At 47.6% G+C, this 17190-nt stretch carries 12 protein-coding genes and 1 tRNA gene; 7 read left to right on the top strand and 6 right to left on the bottom strand.

Features of this window, described 5'->3' with window-relative positions:
* Nucleotides 1-483: 483 nt before the first annotated feature.
* Entirely contained in the window at nucleotides 484-1884 is a 1401-nt protein-coding gene (locus PPO43_RS10300; RefSeq protein WP_272617485.1) for a DUF819 family protein, read from the bottom strand.
* A gap of 12 nt (nucleotides 1885-1896) precedes the next feature.
* Nucleotides 1897-2655, bottom strand: a complete 759-nt coding sequence (locus tag PPO43_RS10295; protein ID WP_272617482.1) for a TrmH family RNA methyltransferase — start codon at nucleotides 2653-2655, stop codon at nucleotides 1897-1899.
* Nucleotides 2656-3001: 346 nt separating this feature from the next.
* Here PPO43_RS10295 and PPO43_RS10290 point away from each other — a divergent pair, with 346 nt between their 5' ends.
* The 3 genes from PPO43_RS10290 to PPO43_RS10280 all read left to right on the top strand — a co-directional run bounded on the left by PPO43_RS10290 (nucleotide 3002) and on the right by PPO43_RS10280 (nucleotide 9485).
* Nucleotides 3002-6136 carry a BamA/TamA family outer membrane protein gene (locus tag PPO43_RS10290; protein WP_272617480.1) on the top strand — a complete coding sequence of 1045 codons (3135 nt, stop codon included), beginning with the start codon at nucleotides 3002-3004 and terminating at the stop codon, nucleotides 6134-6136.
* Nucleotides 6137-6213: 77 nt separating this feature from the next.
* The gene (locus PPO43_RS10285; protein ID WP_272617478.1) at nucleotides 6214-6663 is read left to right on the top strand and encodes a hypothetical protein; all 450 of its coding nucleotides are present in this window, start codon (nucleotides 6214-6216) and stop codon (nucleotides 6661-6663) included.
* Nucleotides 6664-7871: 1208 nt separating this feature from the next.
* The gene (locus PPO43_RS10280; protein WP_272617476.1) at nucleotides 7872-9485 is read left to right on the top strand and encodes a M48 family metalloprotease; all 1614 of its coding nucleotides are present in this window, start codon (nucleotides 7872-7874) and stop codon (nucleotides 9483-9485) included.
* Between the two features lies 1 nt (nucleotide 9486).
* Here PPO43_RS10280 and PPO43_RS10275 read toward each other — a convergent pair whose 3' ends face one another.
* The gene (locus PPO43_RS10275; RefSeq protein WP_272617474.1) at nucleotides 9487-10413 is read right to left on the bottom strand and encodes a hydrogen peroxide-inducible genes activator; all 927 of its coding nucleotides are present in this window, start codon (nucleotides 10411-10413) and stop codon (nucleotides 9487-9489) included.
* A 261-nt stretch (nucleotides 10414-10674) separates the two neighbouring features.
* Here PPO43_RS10275 and PPO43_RS10270 point away from each other — a divergent pair, with 261 nt between their 5' ends.
* From PPO43_RS10270 to PPO43_RS10260, 3 genes are all read left to right on the top strand, one after another.
* Nucleotides 10675-11226, top strand: a complete 552-nt coding sequence (locus PPO43_RS10270) for a peroxiredoxin (RefSeq protein WP_272617472.1) — start codon at nucleotides 10675-10677, stop codon at nucleotides 11224-11226.
* A 108-nt stretch (nucleotides 11227-11334) separates the two neighbouring features.
* Entirely contained in the window at nucleotides 11335-11913 is a 579-nt protein-coding gene (locus tag PPO43_RS10265) for a carboxymuconolactone decarboxylase family protein (RefSeq protein WP_272617470.1), read from the top strand.
* A gap of 135 nt (nucleotides 11914-12048) precedes the next feature.
* Nucleotides 12049-12122: transfer RNA gene (locus PPO43_RS10260), tRNA-Asp, on the top strand.
* 466 nt (nucleotides 12123-12588) lie between these two features.
* Here the strand turns inward: PPO43_RS10260 and PPO43_RS10255 are convergent.
* The 3 genes from PPO43_RS10255 to PPO43_RS10245 all read right to left on the bottom strand — a co-directional run bounded on the left by PPO43_RS10255 (nucleotide 12589) and on the right by PPO43_RS10245 (nucleotide 16299).
* Nucleotides 12589-14949 (bottom strand): gliding motility-associated C-terminal domain-containing protein, encoded by a 2361-nt coding sequence (locus PPO43_RS10255; RefSeq protein WP_272617468.1) that lies wholly within the window; start codon nucleotides 14947-14949, stop codon nucleotides 12589-12591.
* A gap of 99 nt (nucleotides 14950-15048) precedes the next feature.
* On the bottom strand, nucleotides 15049-15957 hold the full coding sequence (gene miaA / locus PPO43_RS10250) for a tRNA (adenosine(37)-N6)-dimethylallyltransferase MiaA (RefSeq protein WP_272617466.1): 909 nt from the start codon (nucleotides 15955-15957) through the stop codon (nucleotides 15049-15051).
* Nucleotides 15958-15969: 12 nt separating this feature from the next.
* Entirely contained in the window at nucleotides 15970-16299 is a 330-nt protein-coding gene (locus PPO43_RS10245; RefSeq protein ID WP_272617464.1) for a DUF721 domain-containing protein, read from the bottom strand.
* Between the two features lie 365 nt (nucleotides 16300-16664).
* Here PPO43_RS10245 and PPO43_RS10240 point away from each other — a divergent pair, with 365 nt between their 5' ends.
* Nucleotides 16665-17096 (top strand): DUF2141 domain-containing protein, encoded by a 432-nt coding sequence (locus tag PPO43_RS10240; protein WP_272617462.1) that lies wholly within the window; start codon nucleotides 16665-16667, stop codon nucleotides 17094-17096.
* Nucleotides 17097-17190: the final 94 nt, after the last annotated feature.

Raw genomic sequence — 17190 nt, 5'->3', positions numbered from 1 at the left:
CAAGGCTGATTCTGTACTTTTTTTTTGCGATTTTGGCCAAATGTAGTTGATCTTTGGGCATAGGCCCAAAAATTAAGCGAACATTCAATCAGGGCTTATAAAAACCTTAACAGTTTGCTCGCAGTTGCTTTACGCTGGCTTAACTTCAGAACGTAGCATTTGCCTATTTTGTATATTTTTTCTCCGCTTTTTCCCTTGCTTTTTCTCTACTTTTAACGTTTGGGCTTTTCCTTTTTTATAAATCCCTGATGCTCTTATTAGTTTTAGCGCCTCAAAAACCGCTTGGGCAAAGCTATTCTTTTGGCCTAGCGATGTGCAGCAGTGCGGCGCAGCCGCAGACCAAGGCCGTCAGGCCGCAGGGCCGAGCGAATAGCGAGCTGCGGAACGTAGCGCCGACGAGCGTAGCGAGGCGGAGGCCCCAAAACAAAAACCCTCTCCATCCTATACAGATTGAGAGGGTTTTCCTTGTCTTAAATAGGCAACTTAGGTGGCTATTGCCTGCATCATCAGGGCACAAATAATGGCCCCATAGGTGCCTAAAGCATACCCCAAAACGGCCATCAATACGCCTACAGGCGCCAAGGCGGGACTAAAAGCAGAGGCCACAATGGGGGCAGAAGCGGCCCCTCCAACATTGGCCTGACTCCCCACGGCCACAAAAAAGAAAGGAGCGCGAATCAATTTGGCGACCAAAAGCAAAATGCCCACATGCACCAACATCCAGCAAATGCCAATGGCAAAAAGACCGAGATTTTTAATGACTTCGCCCAAATTCATTTTCATACCAATGGTAGCCACCAAAATATAAATGAACAAAGACCCCCAACGGCTAGCGCCCAAACCCTCTAGTTTTCGGGCGGGCGTAAAGGAGAGAACCAAGCCGTAAGTGGTGGCCAAAACGATCAGCCAGAAAAAGCCTGAAAGCAAAGAACTTAGGCCAATTTCATTCAGTGTTTCCTCAAAAGGGGTCAATAGCGGAACGATCCAATCGGCTCCAGCATGTGCCAAGGCCAAGCCGCCAAAGCCCACCGCCGCCATAATAAAGAGACTGTAGGTGGTTGGCATTTGGGCCACACTCATTCGGTAATCGCTCACCCGCTCTTCCAACTCTTTGATAGCCGAAGAATCGGCCTTAAGCCAGCGGTCTACCTTATCCGAAATCTTGACGCCATAAAGCAAAAAGCCCATCCAAATATTCGCCACAATCACATCCACCACAATCATGGCAGCAAAGATGTTATCGGGCACCTCAAAGACCTCTTTCATAGCCGTTTGGTTGGCACCGCCGCCAATCCAACTCCCCGCCACCGTAGATAATCCTCGCCAAAGCTCGTCGGGCGTCATGTTCACCAAACCTGGAGCAACATAACTTGTGAGCAACAAAGCCGCTGGTCCACCCAAAATGATCCCCAAACTGGCTGCAAAAAACATAATTAAAGCCTTGGGACCCAAATTGACCAAGCCCTTAATATCAATGCTCAAACAGAGTAAAATCAAGCTGACGGGCAAGAGGTAACGAGAGGCCATAAAATATAAATTAGAGTGCTTGGCCGTGGCCATATAAGCCGACTTATCCAAATTGGTTTCTTCCTCCAACCAAGTTTTTACCGTTTCATAGGTCCAACTCCCCCAGCCCTCTGGAGGCGCAATTTCTGCCGCCTTCAATACGGCTTCCAAGCTCTCTTGCTCAAAATAATGCGGGGCAATCAAGCCCAAAGGATAATGCAAAAGCGCGGGAATAAAATAACAAAGCAACAAAGAAGGCACAAAAGTATAAAAACGCTTCCAGCCCTTGCTCTCTAACTTTTCGGTAAAAAAGACTGCGCCTAAAACGACAATCAACAAGCCCAAAACAACGGCCTCATTCGTAAATATCGGTTCCATTTTTCTTTTCCATTAAAGCTGACGAACAGCAAATTCTCCTAATAATATTCCTGTAGCTACGGCCGCATTCAAGGACTCGGCTTCTCCAAATCTCGGAATGCTCAAGGCCTGGGTCAATTGCGCCTGCAATTCCTCCGATAAACCTTGGCTCTCATTTCCAATCAATAGGAAAGCCCCCTTTTTCAAAGGCGTATCATAAACATTTTCACCAGCCAACAAGGCCCCATAACGCGGCAGCTCCGCCCAATCTTCAAACAACTGATTCAAATCTACATAATGTACATTCACCCGCAAAAAACTTCCCATACTGGCCTGAATCACCTTGGGGTTATAAAAATCAACACAGTCTGGACTGCAAAAAATATTCTTCACCCCAAACCAATCTGCCATGCGAATAATGGTCCCCAAATTGCCCGGATTTCGCAAACGATCCAAAACCAAAGACAAGCCCTGATCCAATCCCTCAATAGCAGGCATTTCTCGCTTGGCCACTACCGCCAAAACCTTATTCGGCTGCGTCAGGCCCGACATCCGCTCCAATTCTTTCCCACTCAAACCATATTGCTCCGGCTCCTGCGCCCATTCCTCAAAAGGCAATTCGGCCCAATATTCTTCAATCCCCATCAAGCCCTCTACCACAAAACGATCCTGCAAAAGCAATTCTCGCACAATTTTTTCTCCCTCCACCACAAAACGCTCTTGCAAATCTCGCTGTTTCTTCTGCTGCAAGCCCTTAATGGCCTTCAACTCATTTTTACTGATTCTTTTCATATATTTTTTATTTTTTGGGGCCTCCGCCTCGCTACGCTCGTCGGCGGTTACTCCCTTCGGTCGTCGAACTGCGGCCTAAAGGCCTTGTTGTCCTTGCGCAGCTCGCTGCTGTTTTGGGGCCTCCTGCCTTCGGCAGGCGCTACGTTGCGCAGCTCGCTCTTCGCTCGGCCCTTCGCAGGCTGCGCCCGCTCGGTCTGGCCCTGCGGGCCACTGCTGCACATCGCTAGGCCGTTCGGCCCTCCGGGCCGCTAAACGGTTAAATGAGTGCTACAAAAGATGTATCTTTATCCGCCCAAAAGCAAAGGCCACAATCTACAAAAAAAAACGCCGCAATCTATCCAAAAATATGGCTCCCTTTCTTCGCTCTTGGCCCCTCGGCCTCCTCCTCCCTCTTTTTATTCTCCTTGCGCTGGGCCAACATAGCTGCCAAAATCGCAAGTACCTCCGCGCCCACTCCAACCCCAAACACAAAAAAAGAAGAGTCTATGAGGAACAACTCTTGGTCAGCAATACGATCAAACTAAACAAAAAAAAGAACAAAGAAAGAGCCGATGGCGCCCTGCTCTGCGCCGACTCGATCCTGGTCCCCCCACAATCCTACGAACTCTCCGCCGACCAACAAGAACTCTTCGCCTACGATCTGTTCTACACCCTCCGCCAAAAACCCAATCGGAAGATTCTCTTTAGCTACCCCTTTCTCTGGATCCACAACAGGGCCAAGGAAAAACGCATCAAATATGTCTATGATCCCAATTATCGCCACCTCAACGAAAAGGGCCAATGGGAAAAAGGCGGCATCCGCCCCGACTCCCTCAACTTTGCAAAAACCCCAGACTCTAGCTATTTTAAAGATAACCGCTGGCGAAAATTCCTCCGCAATAAGGTGGGCGAAGCCCCTAGCATATTTGATTCCGCAGAAGCCAAATACGCCGCCCTCTCTATGCAAAATTACCTGATTCAACAAGGCTTTCTCGACGCTAAAGTAGGCTACCAAGTAGAATACGATCACTATAAAGCTAAAGTCAATTACTATTATAGTACTGGCCGCCCCCTCATTATCGATACCGTTATCTTCGAATCCCAAGACCCACAAATCCACAAAATCCTCCAACAAAGCAAAGAAAAATCTAAACTCAAAGCAGGCAGCCCCCTAGCCAAATCCGCCTTCCTCGAAGAAAAAACCCGCCTGACCTATGCTATCCGCAACCAAGGCTATCAAGAGTTTAACTGGAACTTCATCGCCTTTGAAGCCGATACCGTCAATGCCGATACCCTCGATTTTAAAGGCCGCCCCTCCCAAAGCCCCAGAGCCAATATTTATGTCAATGTACTTCCCCCCTCAGATAGTAGCCTACACCAACAATATAACATTCACAATGTGTTTATTGTCCTTGATGAACCCCGACTAGAAATCCATAAAAGTAGCCGCCGCTACCAAATGGATAGTAGCTACGTGGTCCTTCGCCCCCCCAATAAGGGCCATCGCCAACTCTACCGCACAGAACTCTATGAAGGCGATAGCCTAAACTATTGGACGCTCTTTGGACAAGGAGAGGAAAACCTACTCGCCCGCATTTCTAACCAAAAAAATAAAAGTATTCTGGTCCTCGCTGGAGGTAAATTCCCCTATGTCCTCCGCCTAAGCCCCAAAGAAAAAGCCCCCAAAAATGCCCAATGGGCCCAAATTGAACAAATATCCCGCAGCGAACTCAAAATTAGCTTCCCCAAAAAACAACTCAAAAAGAAGAAATCTTTCTACCAAGACCGAATCAAACAAGAGTTCTATGCCCAAAACCCGCTCAACAACAAAATCTATAAACTCAGCCTCCGCCCCTACCGCCAACGCTTTATCCGAAAATCTTATCAAGAGGTAGAAAAAATTAGCCCCACAGATATTCATATTCACACTATCCTACGAAAACCCGCAAAAACCGCCGAAACCGACTCCATTAAGGCGGCTAAAGAAATTGCCAAACGCAAAAAACAAAACTTTATCATCAAGGATGCTGCTATCTCCAGAAATGTCCAACTGACCAATGGTAGTCTCTATAATTTTGACGCTGGTAAGGAAAGTATCGACCGCATCTCTGACCTTAATGTCTTTAATTTTCCCCGCCTAGAATATGTCCCCTCCAAATCAGGCAACCCCAACGAACTAGATGCCTATGTCTTTATGCAAAAAGCCCCCAAACTACAATTGGGAACAGACCTAGAAGTCAATACCGGTAGTAACAACCTAGGCGCTGCCATTAACCTCTCTGCCCGAAATCGAAATATCTTCAAAGGCGGCGAATCCTTCGCCTTTAATGTGGAAAGTGGTATCGATTTCCAAATTCGCAACCGAGATAGCGTGCTCAATACCACCGAAGGCTTCCTCAGCTGGGTTAATCTGCTCGATATTAGCACAGGCTTCGAACTCAAATTCCCCCGCATGCTGGGCTTCCGAAACTGGACCCTAGGCGTAGATAAACCCAATAGCAAAATTAACCTCAACTATAATTACCTCCAACAAGCTAGCGATTTCCGCATCAGCTCTTTCGATGCAAGCTTTTCCTACAATTGGCAAAAAGGCAAAAACCAAAGCTTTAGCTGGTCCCCCCTCCAAATTAACCTCACCCTAGAACCCCAACTAGATGCCACCTTTAGCGACCGCCTAGCCGAAAGTAACCTCGGCCTCTGGCTCTCCCTCCAAGAACGATACTTTATCCCCGCTAGCAATTTCCAATACAGCCGAAGCAATATTCGCCTAGGCAAAAACCAAGTCGGCTACTTTAGAGCCCTGCTCGAACTGACCGGCTCTAGCGTCTGGCTGTTCGACCAAATCAATAGCAACAACGATATCCAATTCTTTGGCATCCCCTATACCCAATACGGCAAAGTAGACCTAGACCTCGGCCACAACTGGCGTATCGCCAAAAAATATAGCCTAGCCAGCCGCCTCATGCTCGGCGCAGCCCTCCCCTACGCCAACTCTAATCGCGTCCCCTTTAGCCGACAATTCTACTTAGGAGGCCCCAATAGTATGCGCGGCTGGAATATGCGCTACCTCGGCCCCGGCCGCATCCGCGCCGAACCTGGCGCAGAATTCCAACTGGGCGATATCCGCCTAGAAATAAATACCGAGTTCCGCTTTATGCTCAATTCCTGGATCGGCGGCGCTATCTTCGCCGATGCCGGCAATGTCTGGCTGATGAAAGGCATCCAAAGAGATTTTGCAGGCTACCCCTATAGCCCCGAAGAAAATGGCGCCATCAGCTGGAACTTCTGGCAAGAACTTGCCCTAGATGCCGGCCTCGGCATCCGCCTCGATATGAGCTTTTTTATCCTCCGACTCGACCTCGCTATGCAAGTCCGTAACCCCGCCGGCTTCGATATCACCGACGAAAATGACCAAATTCAACGCTATGGCCCAGACGGACAACCCGTCTACTGGAAATGGGGCCGACTCAATTGGGTCCTCGCCGTCGGACAACCTTTTTAAGCCTCCCCCTTTTATTTTCACAACTTCCTTGTATTTTACCCCTGTTTATACATCTATTAACTGCTAAATTGTGAATTATGAAGTACTACATGCTCTCTCTAATCTTCGCCCTCTTTTGCATTTTGCCCAACCAACAACTGCAAGCGGCCTCTTCTGCTATCGATATAGGCAACTTCCATCAGGAAACCGTTCTCGGCCAAGGTAAAGGCCAAGGCAAAAAACTCACGAAAAAACAAAAACGCCAAAAACTTCGCAAACTCCGCAAAAAGTACCGCAAAGAAATGAAAGGCCTCTCTAAAGCAGAAAAACAAGCCTTCCTACTCAAAAAACTAAATACTGAACGCGCCCCCGAACAAACGCAATTGGATATTCCCATGAAAAACCTGCTGCTCCTAGGTATCCTCCTCGTTATTATCGGCGCCCTTTTTGGCCTTCTCGATATCGGACTCCTCGCCTCTATCTTTGGCTTTATCGGCGCGCTCATCATTATTATCTGGCTCATTCTTCTTATCCTAGAACATCTATAAAATCCTTATTCTAGACATAATTTAGGCTCCTTACGCTTCTGTAAGGGGCCTTTTTTGGGGCCTCCCGCCTTCGGCGGGCGCTACGTTGCGCAGCTCGCTATTACTTGCTTCGCTGCGTCGGCTCCCGTTGGTCGGGTCGCTCGGCCCTTCGCAGGCAAAGCCTGCTCGGTCTGGCCTGACGGCCACTGCTGCACATCGCTAGACCGTTTGGCCTGCGGCCATAGCTGCAGGTTAAAACCCTCATTGATTTAAATCTTTTGGCCTTAGAACTGGCTATTTTCCTCTACGTATATGGGCTGAAGGTTTTAACCTTCGGCCCACTTCATTAGGTCTAGCATGGCCTCCCTTTTTGCTGTGGGTTTCAACCCACAGGCCTATATGATATAAATTTTACCCCTAGGGCCAAGGGCCAAGGCCCTAGGCTATTAAATCTATCATCCCCTCCTTCGAGGGGATTCGCCTTTCCTCCTCAGCTTGAACAGTTAAGCGAACAAAATCTTTAACGACCAACTATTCGCTTGCTCTTCAAACATAAACTTAGCCCCTAAGGGCCAATACAGAAAATTCCGTCTGGGCCTAATTAACCAATAGAGCCAAACAAAAAGCCCCCTCGAAGGAGGGGGCGACTATGACTATTAGCCTAGGGGCTTGCCCCTAGGTAAAATAAGAAGGGCTTAAATACAAGCGTTTTCAATATTTTGTTTTTAAGCCAAACTAGCTAATCTGTCGTAGGGGCAGTCCAGAAAAAAAGATAGGGCCTTAGACAGCTCCCCCCTAGCTAAATGTATCGATGCAGACGCCTCTGGCGCACTCCCAGCCCTATCCTGAGCGAACAAATCCGTGCGAAGAAACTGCTTAAAGCTATTTGCAGGGCTGCAATTGGTCCAGAAAGATTGATTTGGACAAACAGTCAACTGCAAAACGGCTGAAAACAGGCATTTAAAGCAAGGCGAAAAGATGAGCGGCCTAGCGATGCGAAAGGGGGCGGCGAAGCCGCAGACCAAGGCCGTCAGGCCGCAGGGCCGAGCGACCCGACCAACGGGAGCCGACGCAGCGAAGCAAGTAATAGCGAGCTGCGGAACGTAGCGCCGCAAGGCGAAGCCGCAGCGGAGGCCCCAAAAACAGCATTAAAAAAAAGCGGCAACATCCTTAAAATGGAATTATTTTAGGCCTAACCCCTTCTTTATTTTGGCATAAAAAAAAGAAAGATGTATCGGATTCTTGTTCTTCTTCTATTTTGCAGTGGTTCTTTATTTGGGCAGCAGTTTTTGGCGGCTAGCAGTGCGGAGCATCAGTATGTGGATCCTATTTATCGGCAATTGTTGGCTTCGCTTCATTTGCCCAATCCCCCCAGTTTAAAAATATGGCGGCAGCAGGCTAGCATGGCTTTTTATCAGGCTGACAGCAATTGGATTGTCTTAGATTTGAAGTTATTGAGCCTTTGTAGAAGCTTGCCCAAGGGGCGGGATGCTCTAGCTTTTTTGTTGGCGCATGAGCTCAGTCATCATCGGCGGGAGCATGGCAAAATGCGGACGGCCTTTGCGGCCAATGGCAAAAACTTTCAGCTTTGGCAGCAGCAGGAGGCACAGGCGGATCAGGAGGGGGCTTTTTGGGCTTATATGGCGGGGTTTAATCCTTTGGCGCAGAACGCTTCAGGAGAAAACTGCATTGCTGATTTCATGGAAAAGGCCTATGCGGAATATCAATTAGCGGCTGATTTGCAGGGGTATTTGCCTTTGCCCATTCGGCAAAAGGCTTATGAGGGGATCTTGGAAAAGACCAAAGAATTGATTCAGGTTTTTGAGGCGGGGCAGCAGTGGGCGAGTTTGGGGGGCTATCTTCAGGCGGAGGCCTGCTATCATTATTTAATAGACAGCATGGGGTTAGCGCATAGTCCGATATTGCACAATATGGCCTTGGTTCAACTACAATTTAGTGCGCAGGCTTATCCCGAAACACAGTTTTTCCCCAACCTATTGCACAACAACTGGAAGCGGCCAGAGCGCTTGCGGGGAGCGGGTATTTATTTGGGGAAATCGCCAGAGGTTCGGATTGGTTTGGCCCTAGCGTACTTTAGGCAGGTGGCCCAAAAAGAGAAAATGCCTTTAATTAGTTATTTGGGCTATGCGCAGGCGCTCTACCTCATTCATCAGGCCGAACTATTTGAGTTAGAAGAGCAGCCATTGCTCAAGGCCGAGCAATTGCTCAAATTGGCGAGGGGGCAAGCCCAAGGGGAGCTCAGGGCCTACATACAGTTAGCGGAGGCAATTATTTGGCAAGCGCAGGGAAAATCGGCTGCGGCTTTGCGGCAATTGGCTCAATTGGAAAAAGAGGGGGCGGAAATTCAGCATTTGGCGCAGCTCAATGCGGCCCTTATTAAGGGGGAAGAATTGCCCGAAGAGCAGCAATTTTTGCCTCAGCGGCGCTTGCTCAAGAGTCAGCATTGGCCTGCTCAGCAATGGGTGCAAGACTGGCCCTTACAATCGACGGCACAAAAGCAACAAGCTTTGGGTAAAGCCTTGGGGCGGCCTATTTGTCTCTATCAAAAAGGGCCATGGAAACTTTGGTTGTGGATGGGGCAAAAGGGGGAAGAAGAAATCTGGATTTTGGGTTTACATCAGCAAAATGGCCCAAAGAGTCGGCAGAGTGAATTTATGCTTTTGCGGAAGATGGCGAGGGGGTTAGAGCCGCCCAAAGAGAAGGCGGATCTACAATGGCAGCTCCTTTCGGAGGGCTTATTTTTGCAAATGCCACAGCAAAGGCGTTATTATGAATTGCAAACGGACAAAAAGCTCTTGTATCAGGGGCAATATTATCCTTAGGTTATTGCCAATCGACTACTTGTCCGTCTTGGGCCAGCTGCATTCGTTCGGGCAGGGCCGCTAAAATCTCCTCTTTGAGGATATCGATCCATCTGGTTTTGGCAAAATTGCGAACATGGGCAAGGCTCACCTCTCGCAGGGGTTTTGGGGAAATAGGACGAAGGCGAGGGCCTTGTTCTGGGCGGCAGGCCAATTCGGGCAGAAGCGTAAAGCCCCCTTCTTGATCGACCAAGCGTTGCAAAGCTTCTAGAGAGCCGCTATCGAAGCGGAAGGGCAATTGTTGTTGTTCTTGGGGCATTTTGCAGAGATTGATCATCTGATTTCGGAAACAGTGATCTTGTCGGAGGAGCCAGAGGCTTTTGCCTTTGAGTTGTTCGGCGGCGACCTCCTTTTCTTTAAAGAGGGGGTGTCGTTCGTGGATATAGAGTTGGATCTCTTCATAGAAGAGGGGCAACGTATAAATTTGGGGATGATTAAAAGGAGTAACGAGCAAGCCTAAATCTACTTGGTCTGTTTGTAGGGCTTCGCTTAATTCTTCGGTAGAGAGTTCTACCACTTCTAGAGAAATTTTTGGATAATTTCGGACCAGGTTACCGACAAACTTAGGCAAGAGATAAGGGGCAAGGGTGGGGATAACGCCTAGGCGGAGGCTGCCTTGCAATTCATTTTTGAAGCCAGCGACCAATTCATTTAGACGATCTCGTTCTCGGAGGATTACTCGGCCTTGTTCAATAATTAAGCGCCCCATATCGGTAGGCATAATAGGTTGACGGCTACGGTCAAACAGACTAATTCCCAATTCTTCTTCCGCTTTTTTGATTTGCATACTCAGGGTGGGTTGCGTCACATAGCAGTGTTGAGCAGCAGCTCCAAAATGCCGATGTAGATCTACGGCTACAATATATTCTAATTGAGTGAGTGTAGGCATGGAAAAAATTTTACCTAATTATTGAATACATAAAGCTATTTTGGGGATAAAAAATTTGGAATTACTTGGTATGCATATTTTTTTATTTCAAAACAAGGAACATATAGACGGAGCCTATATTTTTATCAAAAAAATCAATTCGATTTATTTAAACGACTGCCGTATTTTTGTGTTAGCAAGATAGAACGAAAGTCAAGGTTTCGCCTCCTTGTAAAATTAAGCTTTCGTAACTTTTGTTTGACAACTTAAAATAAAACTAGTATGAATCGCCTACTTTCAATCGGCTCTGAGTTTCCTCAATTTAAAAAGCAAGCAGTTGTTTCTCTAGAAAAAGGGAAAGAGTTTGCTGAGCTTGTTAATGACTTCAAGAATGAAGACAATCGCTGGACAGTTATGTTCTGGTGGCCCAAGGATTTTACTTTCGTTTGTCCTACAGAAATTGCTGAGTTCAACAACGCCTTTGATGAGTTCCGCGATCGTGACACTGCACTAATTGGTGCTTCTACTGACTCTGAGTTTGTTCACTTGGCTTGGAGACATGACCATGAGGACCTACGTGGTTTGCAGTTTCCTATGCTAGCGGACACTTCTAAGTCTTTGGCTGAGGATTTGGGTATTTTGGAGCCTAATGAGCGCATTGCTTACCGTGCAACTTTCATCATTGATCCTGATAACGTAATTCGTTTTGTTAGCGTCAATGACCTTAGCGTAGGTCGTAACGTAGAAGAAGTGATCCGCGTACTTGATGGTTTGCAAACGGACGAGCTTTGCCCTTGTAACTGGAAGAAAGGGGAAGCTACTCTTACTGTCTAATTAAGATTGGAGAAAGCACTCATTATTAAAAATGAGTTCACTTATATAGCTGCGCTTTCCCCAGGAAGCGCAGCTTTTTTTAAACATCTATCTAAAAACTAAGATACAATGCTTGCCAGTACACTAAATGATTTGTTGGCCGATCTTGGCCTTCCTGAAGATTATAGCACGCCTAGCTTGGAGCAACTCATCCAAGGGGATTCTAAATATTTGCGTGATTTGCGCATGAACCTCAAGGGCTTTCGTCGTTCTAAGGAGCTAAATGCCAAAGAGGTGGCACTCATTAGCCTAGCTATTGCCAATGCCTTGCACAATACGGTCCTAGAAAAAGCCTTTACTCAACAAGCGCGGGAGAGCGAAGCCACAGAAGCGGAGATTGCCGATGCTATTGCTTGTAGTTCTTTGTTGAGCGCCAACAATGTATTTTACCGTTTCCGCCACTATATGGGCAAAGAATCTTATGAGACGATGCGCGCTGGCTTGCGTATGAATATCATGATGAACCCTGTTTTGGGCAAAGAATTTTTCGAGCTCGTTAGTTTGGCTGTTTCTGCTGTAAATGGTTGTGAGGCTTGTGTAAAATCTCATGAGGCTTCATTATTGGGCCTTGGCAGCTCAGAAGCTCGAGTATTTGAGTCGGTCCGTCTTTCGGCTGTCATTGCTAGCCTTTCTAGAATTGTGTACTAATATTGGCCGTCTTTAGGGCTTAAGGGCTTGTTTTTCTCTTTTTATTTGAAAAAAAACGCCTATTTCTAAAAATAGATTTGGAAAGTCCAAAAGGCCGTCTTATATTTGTGTCGCACTCAAAGAGAGGGCATCACTGGTCTGGTAGTTCAGTTGGTTAGAATACCTGCCTGTCACGCAGGGGGTCGCGGGTTCGAGTCCCGTCCAGACCGCAAAAAAGCACTAACGTAAGTCAGTGCTTTTTTCATTTTAAGCGGGTCTGTAGCATTTTTGCTGCGGGCCCGCTTTTTTTGTTTCTGTTGCTGATTTTTTGGGGCCTCCGCTGCGGCTTCGCCTTGCGGCGCTACGCTTCAGGGCTCGCAGGTCTGCTCGGCCCTTCAGGCTCCACTTTGTTCCGCCCTCGGTCTGGCCTTCGGCCACCCCGCCGCATCGCTAGGCCGAAGGCCATTCCATTCATGAGGGTTTCAACCTACAATTAAAAAGGGCCGAAGGCCCGCGGCTGAGGGATGGGCAGCAGTGGCCGCAGGCCAGACCGAAGCGCGCAGCGCTGAAGGGCCGAGCGAACAGCGAGCTGCGAGACAGCCCGACCCAAGGCCAACGGCCGCAGGGGCAGCCCCAAAAAAAACTCCCCTTACAGCAACTGCAAGGGGAGTTCTTCTTTTATCGGGCTAATGTGATTTAGCGCAAAAGCGTTACTTCGCCACGGAGCACAACGGGCTCGCTATCTTGTGGGCGCTGGTAGCTAATGCGGTAGATATATACATCGCGGGCTTGTTCATTGCCATTGATGGTGCCGTCCCAAACGGGGTTATTGGCATCATCGTAGACCAATTGGCCCCAGCGGTTATAAATCTTAAACTCGTCCACATAGGCCGCATCTAGATAGAGGGCGCGGAAAGTGGGGTTAATATTATCGCCATTGGGGGTAAAGGCCGAAGGTACGGCAGGTTCGGGTTGTTCTGTAATTTCTAGCGTAAGCGTTTCGCTTAGGACACAGCCATTGAGGGAAGAAGCCGTAACGGTAATTGTGTAATTTCCGACAGCCAAGCCGCTCAATTCGATATCGCTTAGGGTATCTGAGCTAAGATTTAGGCCAGCTGCGGGGCTATAGGTCCAGCTATAACTTACGCCAGCTTCATTGGCGCCCGTAGTGGCGGGAATTGTAATTCCCAAATCCATAGTGGTATCGACTTGATTGCTATAGCCTAGACTTGGGTTAAGCGTAGGTTGTTGAGGATCGCCCAAGGTTGCCGTGAACTCATCAGTACAGCCAGAAGCATCGGTAGCTGTCACGGTATAAGTGCCTGAAATCAGGTTAGTTAACGCTCTTGTAGTATCTCCTGTAGACCAAGCATAGCTAATTGGACTTGCGCCCAAATCAGGTTCAGCAACTAGTCCTCCAGAGTTAGGAGCTTGGCAGTTTATCAACTGAAAAGACATTCCTATAGAGAAAGTAGTATCCATACCCACGACAATTGCAGTTGAAGTAGCGAAGCTACAAGCATTGGCATCGGTTACCGTTAGGGTATAGCTACCTGCGGCAAGGCTATCTAGGTCTTCTAGGGTATCGCCAGTAGACCACAAATAGCTGTAAGGAGCAGTACCACCACTTAGGGTATAATCAATAAAACCGTTGTTGTTTTCACAGTTTGCATTTTGCAGATTGAAGCTAGGAGTAAAAGCAGCGGGATCTTGCAAAACGGCAGAGAGAGTATCTGTACAGCCGTTACCATCGGTCACGGTAAGGGCATAAGTGCCAGCGGCCAAAGCGCTAAGGTCTTCTGTGGTAGCAGTATTGGACCAAAGGTAAGTAATTGGCGCAATGCCACCCGTTACCGTCACATCAATTGTTCCGTTGGCATCGCCATTACAGAGGGGTGAAACGGCAGCATCTAGGGCTACGGCAAAACCAGAGGGGGTATTGAGTTGATAGCTGTCCACCAATTCGCAGCCTGTTGTGTCCGTAATAGTTACGCTATAAGTACCTGCAGAAACATTGCTCAAATCTTCTGTTGTTTCGCCATTCGACCAAGCGAAAGTATAGGCATTTGCTCCACCGCTTACGGTAATATCAATAGCGCCATCCAAGCTGTTAGGGCAGTTGGGATCGGTCAAGCTAGAAGTGGCCACAATAGCGGTAGGCTCATTGATTGTAGCGCTTACGGTAGCTGTTGCTCCATTATTATCTGTTACGGTTAGGGTGTAAGTCCCTGCAGCCAAGCCAGAAAGGTCTTCTGTGGTATCTCCATTAGACCAAAGGAAGCTTAGATTAGCACTTCCTCCACTGTTACAATCATTTGGCGTCATGCTGCTAGTTGCGGCCCAGGTGCTGCTACCGTCAGGATCGCGCTGATATACATCGCCAGAAACACTGATAGTTGCATAGCTAGCCAAAGAAGGAATAGTTACGCTACCAACACAACCCGTCAAACCAGAGGTGCTGATAATATCGCCTGGGCTGGGCGTATTATTCACGCCGCTCGGGTTGCCATAAATTACCCCATCAATAAAGGTTCCGCTGGCATCATACATCGTCAAATACTCTCCTCCATTGGTAAAAATAAGATCTTGACAAACTCTGGTGCCTACATCAGCGATACAGTTGCAGCCTTCTACATCTAAGTCAAAGGTAGTTCCGTTGGTGATATGCAAAGGCGAGTTATTATGGCCAATAGTAAATAAGCCATCGGCAGGGACAATGCTCCCTGCGGGTAGTGTCAAAATCCAGTCGCCATCGGTCAATACATAACAACTCAAATCGGTACCAGCAGGAGCAATAAGCTCAATATATTCTTCTGAAAGAGGGTCCCCATTGGCGCCACAGCCTGTTCCGTCGCCTGCCCCAGGTCCATTTACTAAAAACTCATTAATCAATACTGTAGTTGAGCTACAGCCATTAGGGTCTGCCGTGACAAAAACAGCCCCATCGTTATTGCCATTACAGCTCACATCTTGTGTGCTGTCTAAGGTAACTGTAAGTTGTGCTACTAGCGGAAAGCTACAGCAAAGGGCTAAGAGGAAACTAATCGTTTGTTTCATTTACTTATTTTTGATATAAAGCTGATATTTCTCTTTAAGGCCGCAATAATACGAGCATTGTCAAGAATATCCAATCTTTAGGAGTCAACTAAACGTTAATTATAGCGATTTTAAATGGCCCAAAACGGCCTCAACTTGTTCATCTAAAGGCAATTGAGCATCTATCCAATGTAGATCTTTTTCCTTGCGCAACCAGCTCATCTGCCGTTTGGCATAGCGCCGACTATTCCGCTGTATCAAGCGAATCACCTCGGCCCGATCAATTTGGCCCTCAAAATAAGGCCACCACTCCTGATAACCTACTGTTTTTAAGGACAATAAATCTCTTTTTGGATACAATGCTCTAGCCTCAGCCTCTAAGCCTTGATCTAACATTAGCAAAACTCTGCGATCAATTCGCTCATAAAGCTGCGCTCTGGGCCAATCTAAGGCTAGCTTTATTACAGTAAACGGGCGAGCCCCCCGCTTTTGCTGCCTAAAGCTACTATAAGGACTACCCGTAGCCCGACAAATCTCTAGGGCCCGAACTAATCTCCTCGGATTCTGTATATCTACTTCCTGATAATATTGAGGGTCTTTTTCGGCCAATTCTTGCTGCAAAGCTTCCAAACCTTTTTCCAGCAATTCCGCCTCTAATTCTTCCCGAACAGCCGCCGGCACATCCGGAAACTCATCGAGGCCCTCTGCCGTAACCCGAGCAAACAAACCCGAGCCGCCCAATTGTATAGCGAGCTCTTTTTGCTCAAAGTAATTGGCCAAAGCAGCCAAAATATCCTGCTCATAATCCCCCACCGTATAGTTGTCCTCTATCGACAAGCTATTGATAAAATGATGCGGGGCCGCGGCCAATTCTTCGGCATCCGGCTTGGCCGTTCCAATCTCCATTTCTCGGTAAAATTGCCGAGCATCACAAGAAAATATCTCCGCCCCGTACTTCTGGGCCAAGGCAATACCCAATGCTGTTTTTCCGCTGGCCGTAGGCCCCAAAATTTGCAATAATCGCGACACTATTCCGCTGTTTTAGGCCAAAATGACCACATCCTTCAAGTATTCTTCTCCCAAATGCCGATTCAGCAATTCCAATAACTTGGCCTTGCCATACATCAATTCCTGACGCAAAGGCGCCGAACGCATCCGCACAAATAATTTCCGCCTTTTCACAAAAACCGATTGCGTATGTTCGGCAATCATTGGCCCCATTTGCTGCTCCCAATAATTCCGAATCTGAAACTCCCGCATCTTGTCACTTAGGCCATATACCTGCAACATTTTGTCCAGTACATTCCCAAAATTATCGTCATTTGATTTGCGGTAAGGCAAGCTGTTATGGTGTTCTTCCAATGATTTCATAGGGCGCTTTTAATTGGTTGAAAGCCAAAGGTAATACATTTTTCATGGCTTCCTGCTATTGGATTTTTAACCTTTTTTTCTATGCTGCTGTTTCTTTTTTGGGGCCTCCGCTACGGCTTCGCCTTGCGGCGCTACGTTTCAGGGCTCGCTCTCTGCTCGGCCCTTCAGCCCTTCGGGCTTCGGTCTGGCCTTCGGCCACCCTTTCACATCGCTAGGCCGATGCTGTAGGTTTCAACCTACAGCAAAAGCGGTATTGCTTCGCAATGATCTATAAATGAGTGGTTTACCCCTCATGAAATTAACTTATCGGCCATCCTTTGATAAAAACTCCTCTTATTTTCAAACTTTGCTCATCCCCATTGCTTATGTTTCCTCCTTTTTTGCTTGTTTTTGCCCTCTTTTTTCTCTGCATTAGCCCAATTTCGGCCCAACAGCTAATCATTCAGCTAGAGTCAGCCCAAAAAGTAGAGGGCCAGCTCTATTATGCGCTTTACCATAGCGCTCAAAGTTTTCAAAAAGAAGAATTGGCCCTTAAAAAGGCAGTAGTTCCGCTTCAAAAACTGCCTTTGCGCATTGATTTGGGCCAACTTCCTCCTGGACAATATGCCTTGGCCTTTTTCCAAGATCTCAATCAGAATGGCCAACTGGACCTTAATTTTTGGGGCATCCCCAAAGAGCCCTATGGCTTTTCTAATGACCCCAAAATTGTGGCTGGACCACCTAGCTTTAAGGCGGCTAGCTTTCGGTTGGGCCCCAAAGAAAATAAATTGCTTCTGCTTCGGCTAAAAAATGAGTAACTCAAGCCATACCGCTTTTGGCCTAGCGATGCGGCGGGGTGGCCGAAGGCCAGACCGAGCCAGCTTGCTGGCGAAGGGCCGAGCGAATAGCGAG

The sequence above is a fragment of the Saprospira sp. CCB-QB6 genome (assembly GCF_028464065.1).
Classification (GTDB): Bacteria; Bacteroidota; Bacteroidia; order Chitinophagales; family Saprospiraceae; genus Saprospira.
Note: the sequence above shows the minus strand (reverse complement) of the source record. Positions and strands in the feature narration are given on the sequence as shown.

Excerpts from the sequence above, each read along its gene's own strand:
- PPO43_RS10295 (WP_272617482.1), bottom strand. The coding sequence starts at position 2,655 with ATGAAAAGAATCAGTAAAAATGAGTTGAAGGCCATTAAGGGCTTGCAG.
- PPO43_RS10300 (WP_272617485.1), bottom strand. The coding sequence starts at position 1,884 with ATGGAACCGATATTTACGAATGAGGCCGTTGTTTTGGGCTTGTTGATT.
- PPO43_RS10285 (WP_272617478.1), top strand. The coding sequence starts at position 6,214 with ATGAAGTACTACATGCTCTCTCTAATCTTCGCCCTCTTTTGCATTTTG.
- PPO43_RS10280 (WP_272617476.1), top strand. The coding sequence starts at position 7,872 with ATGTATCGGATTCTTGTTCTTCTTCTATTTTGCAGTGGTTCTTTATTT.
- PPO43_RS10265 (WP_272617470.1), top strand. The coding sequence starts at position 11,335 with ATGCTTGCCAGTACACTAAATGATTTGTTGGCCGATCTTGGCCTTCCT.
- PPO43_RS10240 (WP_272617462.1), top strand. The coding sequence starts at position 16,665 with ATGTTTCCTCCTTTTTTGCTTGTTTTTGCCCTCTTTTTTCTCTGCATT.
- PPO43_RS10255 (WP_272617468.1), bottom strand. The coding sequence starts at position 14,949 with ATGAAACAAACGATTAGTTTCCTCTTAGCCCTTTGCTGTAGCTTTCCG.
- PPO43_RS10275 (WP_272617474.1), bottom strand. The coding sequence starts at position 10,413 with ATGCCTACACTCACTCAATTAGAATATATTGTAGCCGTAGATCTACAT.
- PPO43_RS10290 (WP_272617480.1), top strand. The coding sequence starts at position 3,002 with ATGGCTCCCTTTCTTCGCTCTTGGCCCCTCGGCCTCCTCCTCCCTCTT.
- PPO43_RS10270 (WP_272617472.1), top strand. The coding sequence starts at position 10,675 with ATGAATCGCCTACTTTCAATCGGCTCTGAGTTTCCTCAATTTAAAAAG.
- PPO43_RS10245 (WP_272617464.1), bottom strand. The coding sequence starts at position 16,299 with ATGAAATCATTGGAAGAACACCATAACAGCTTGCCTTACCGCAAATCA.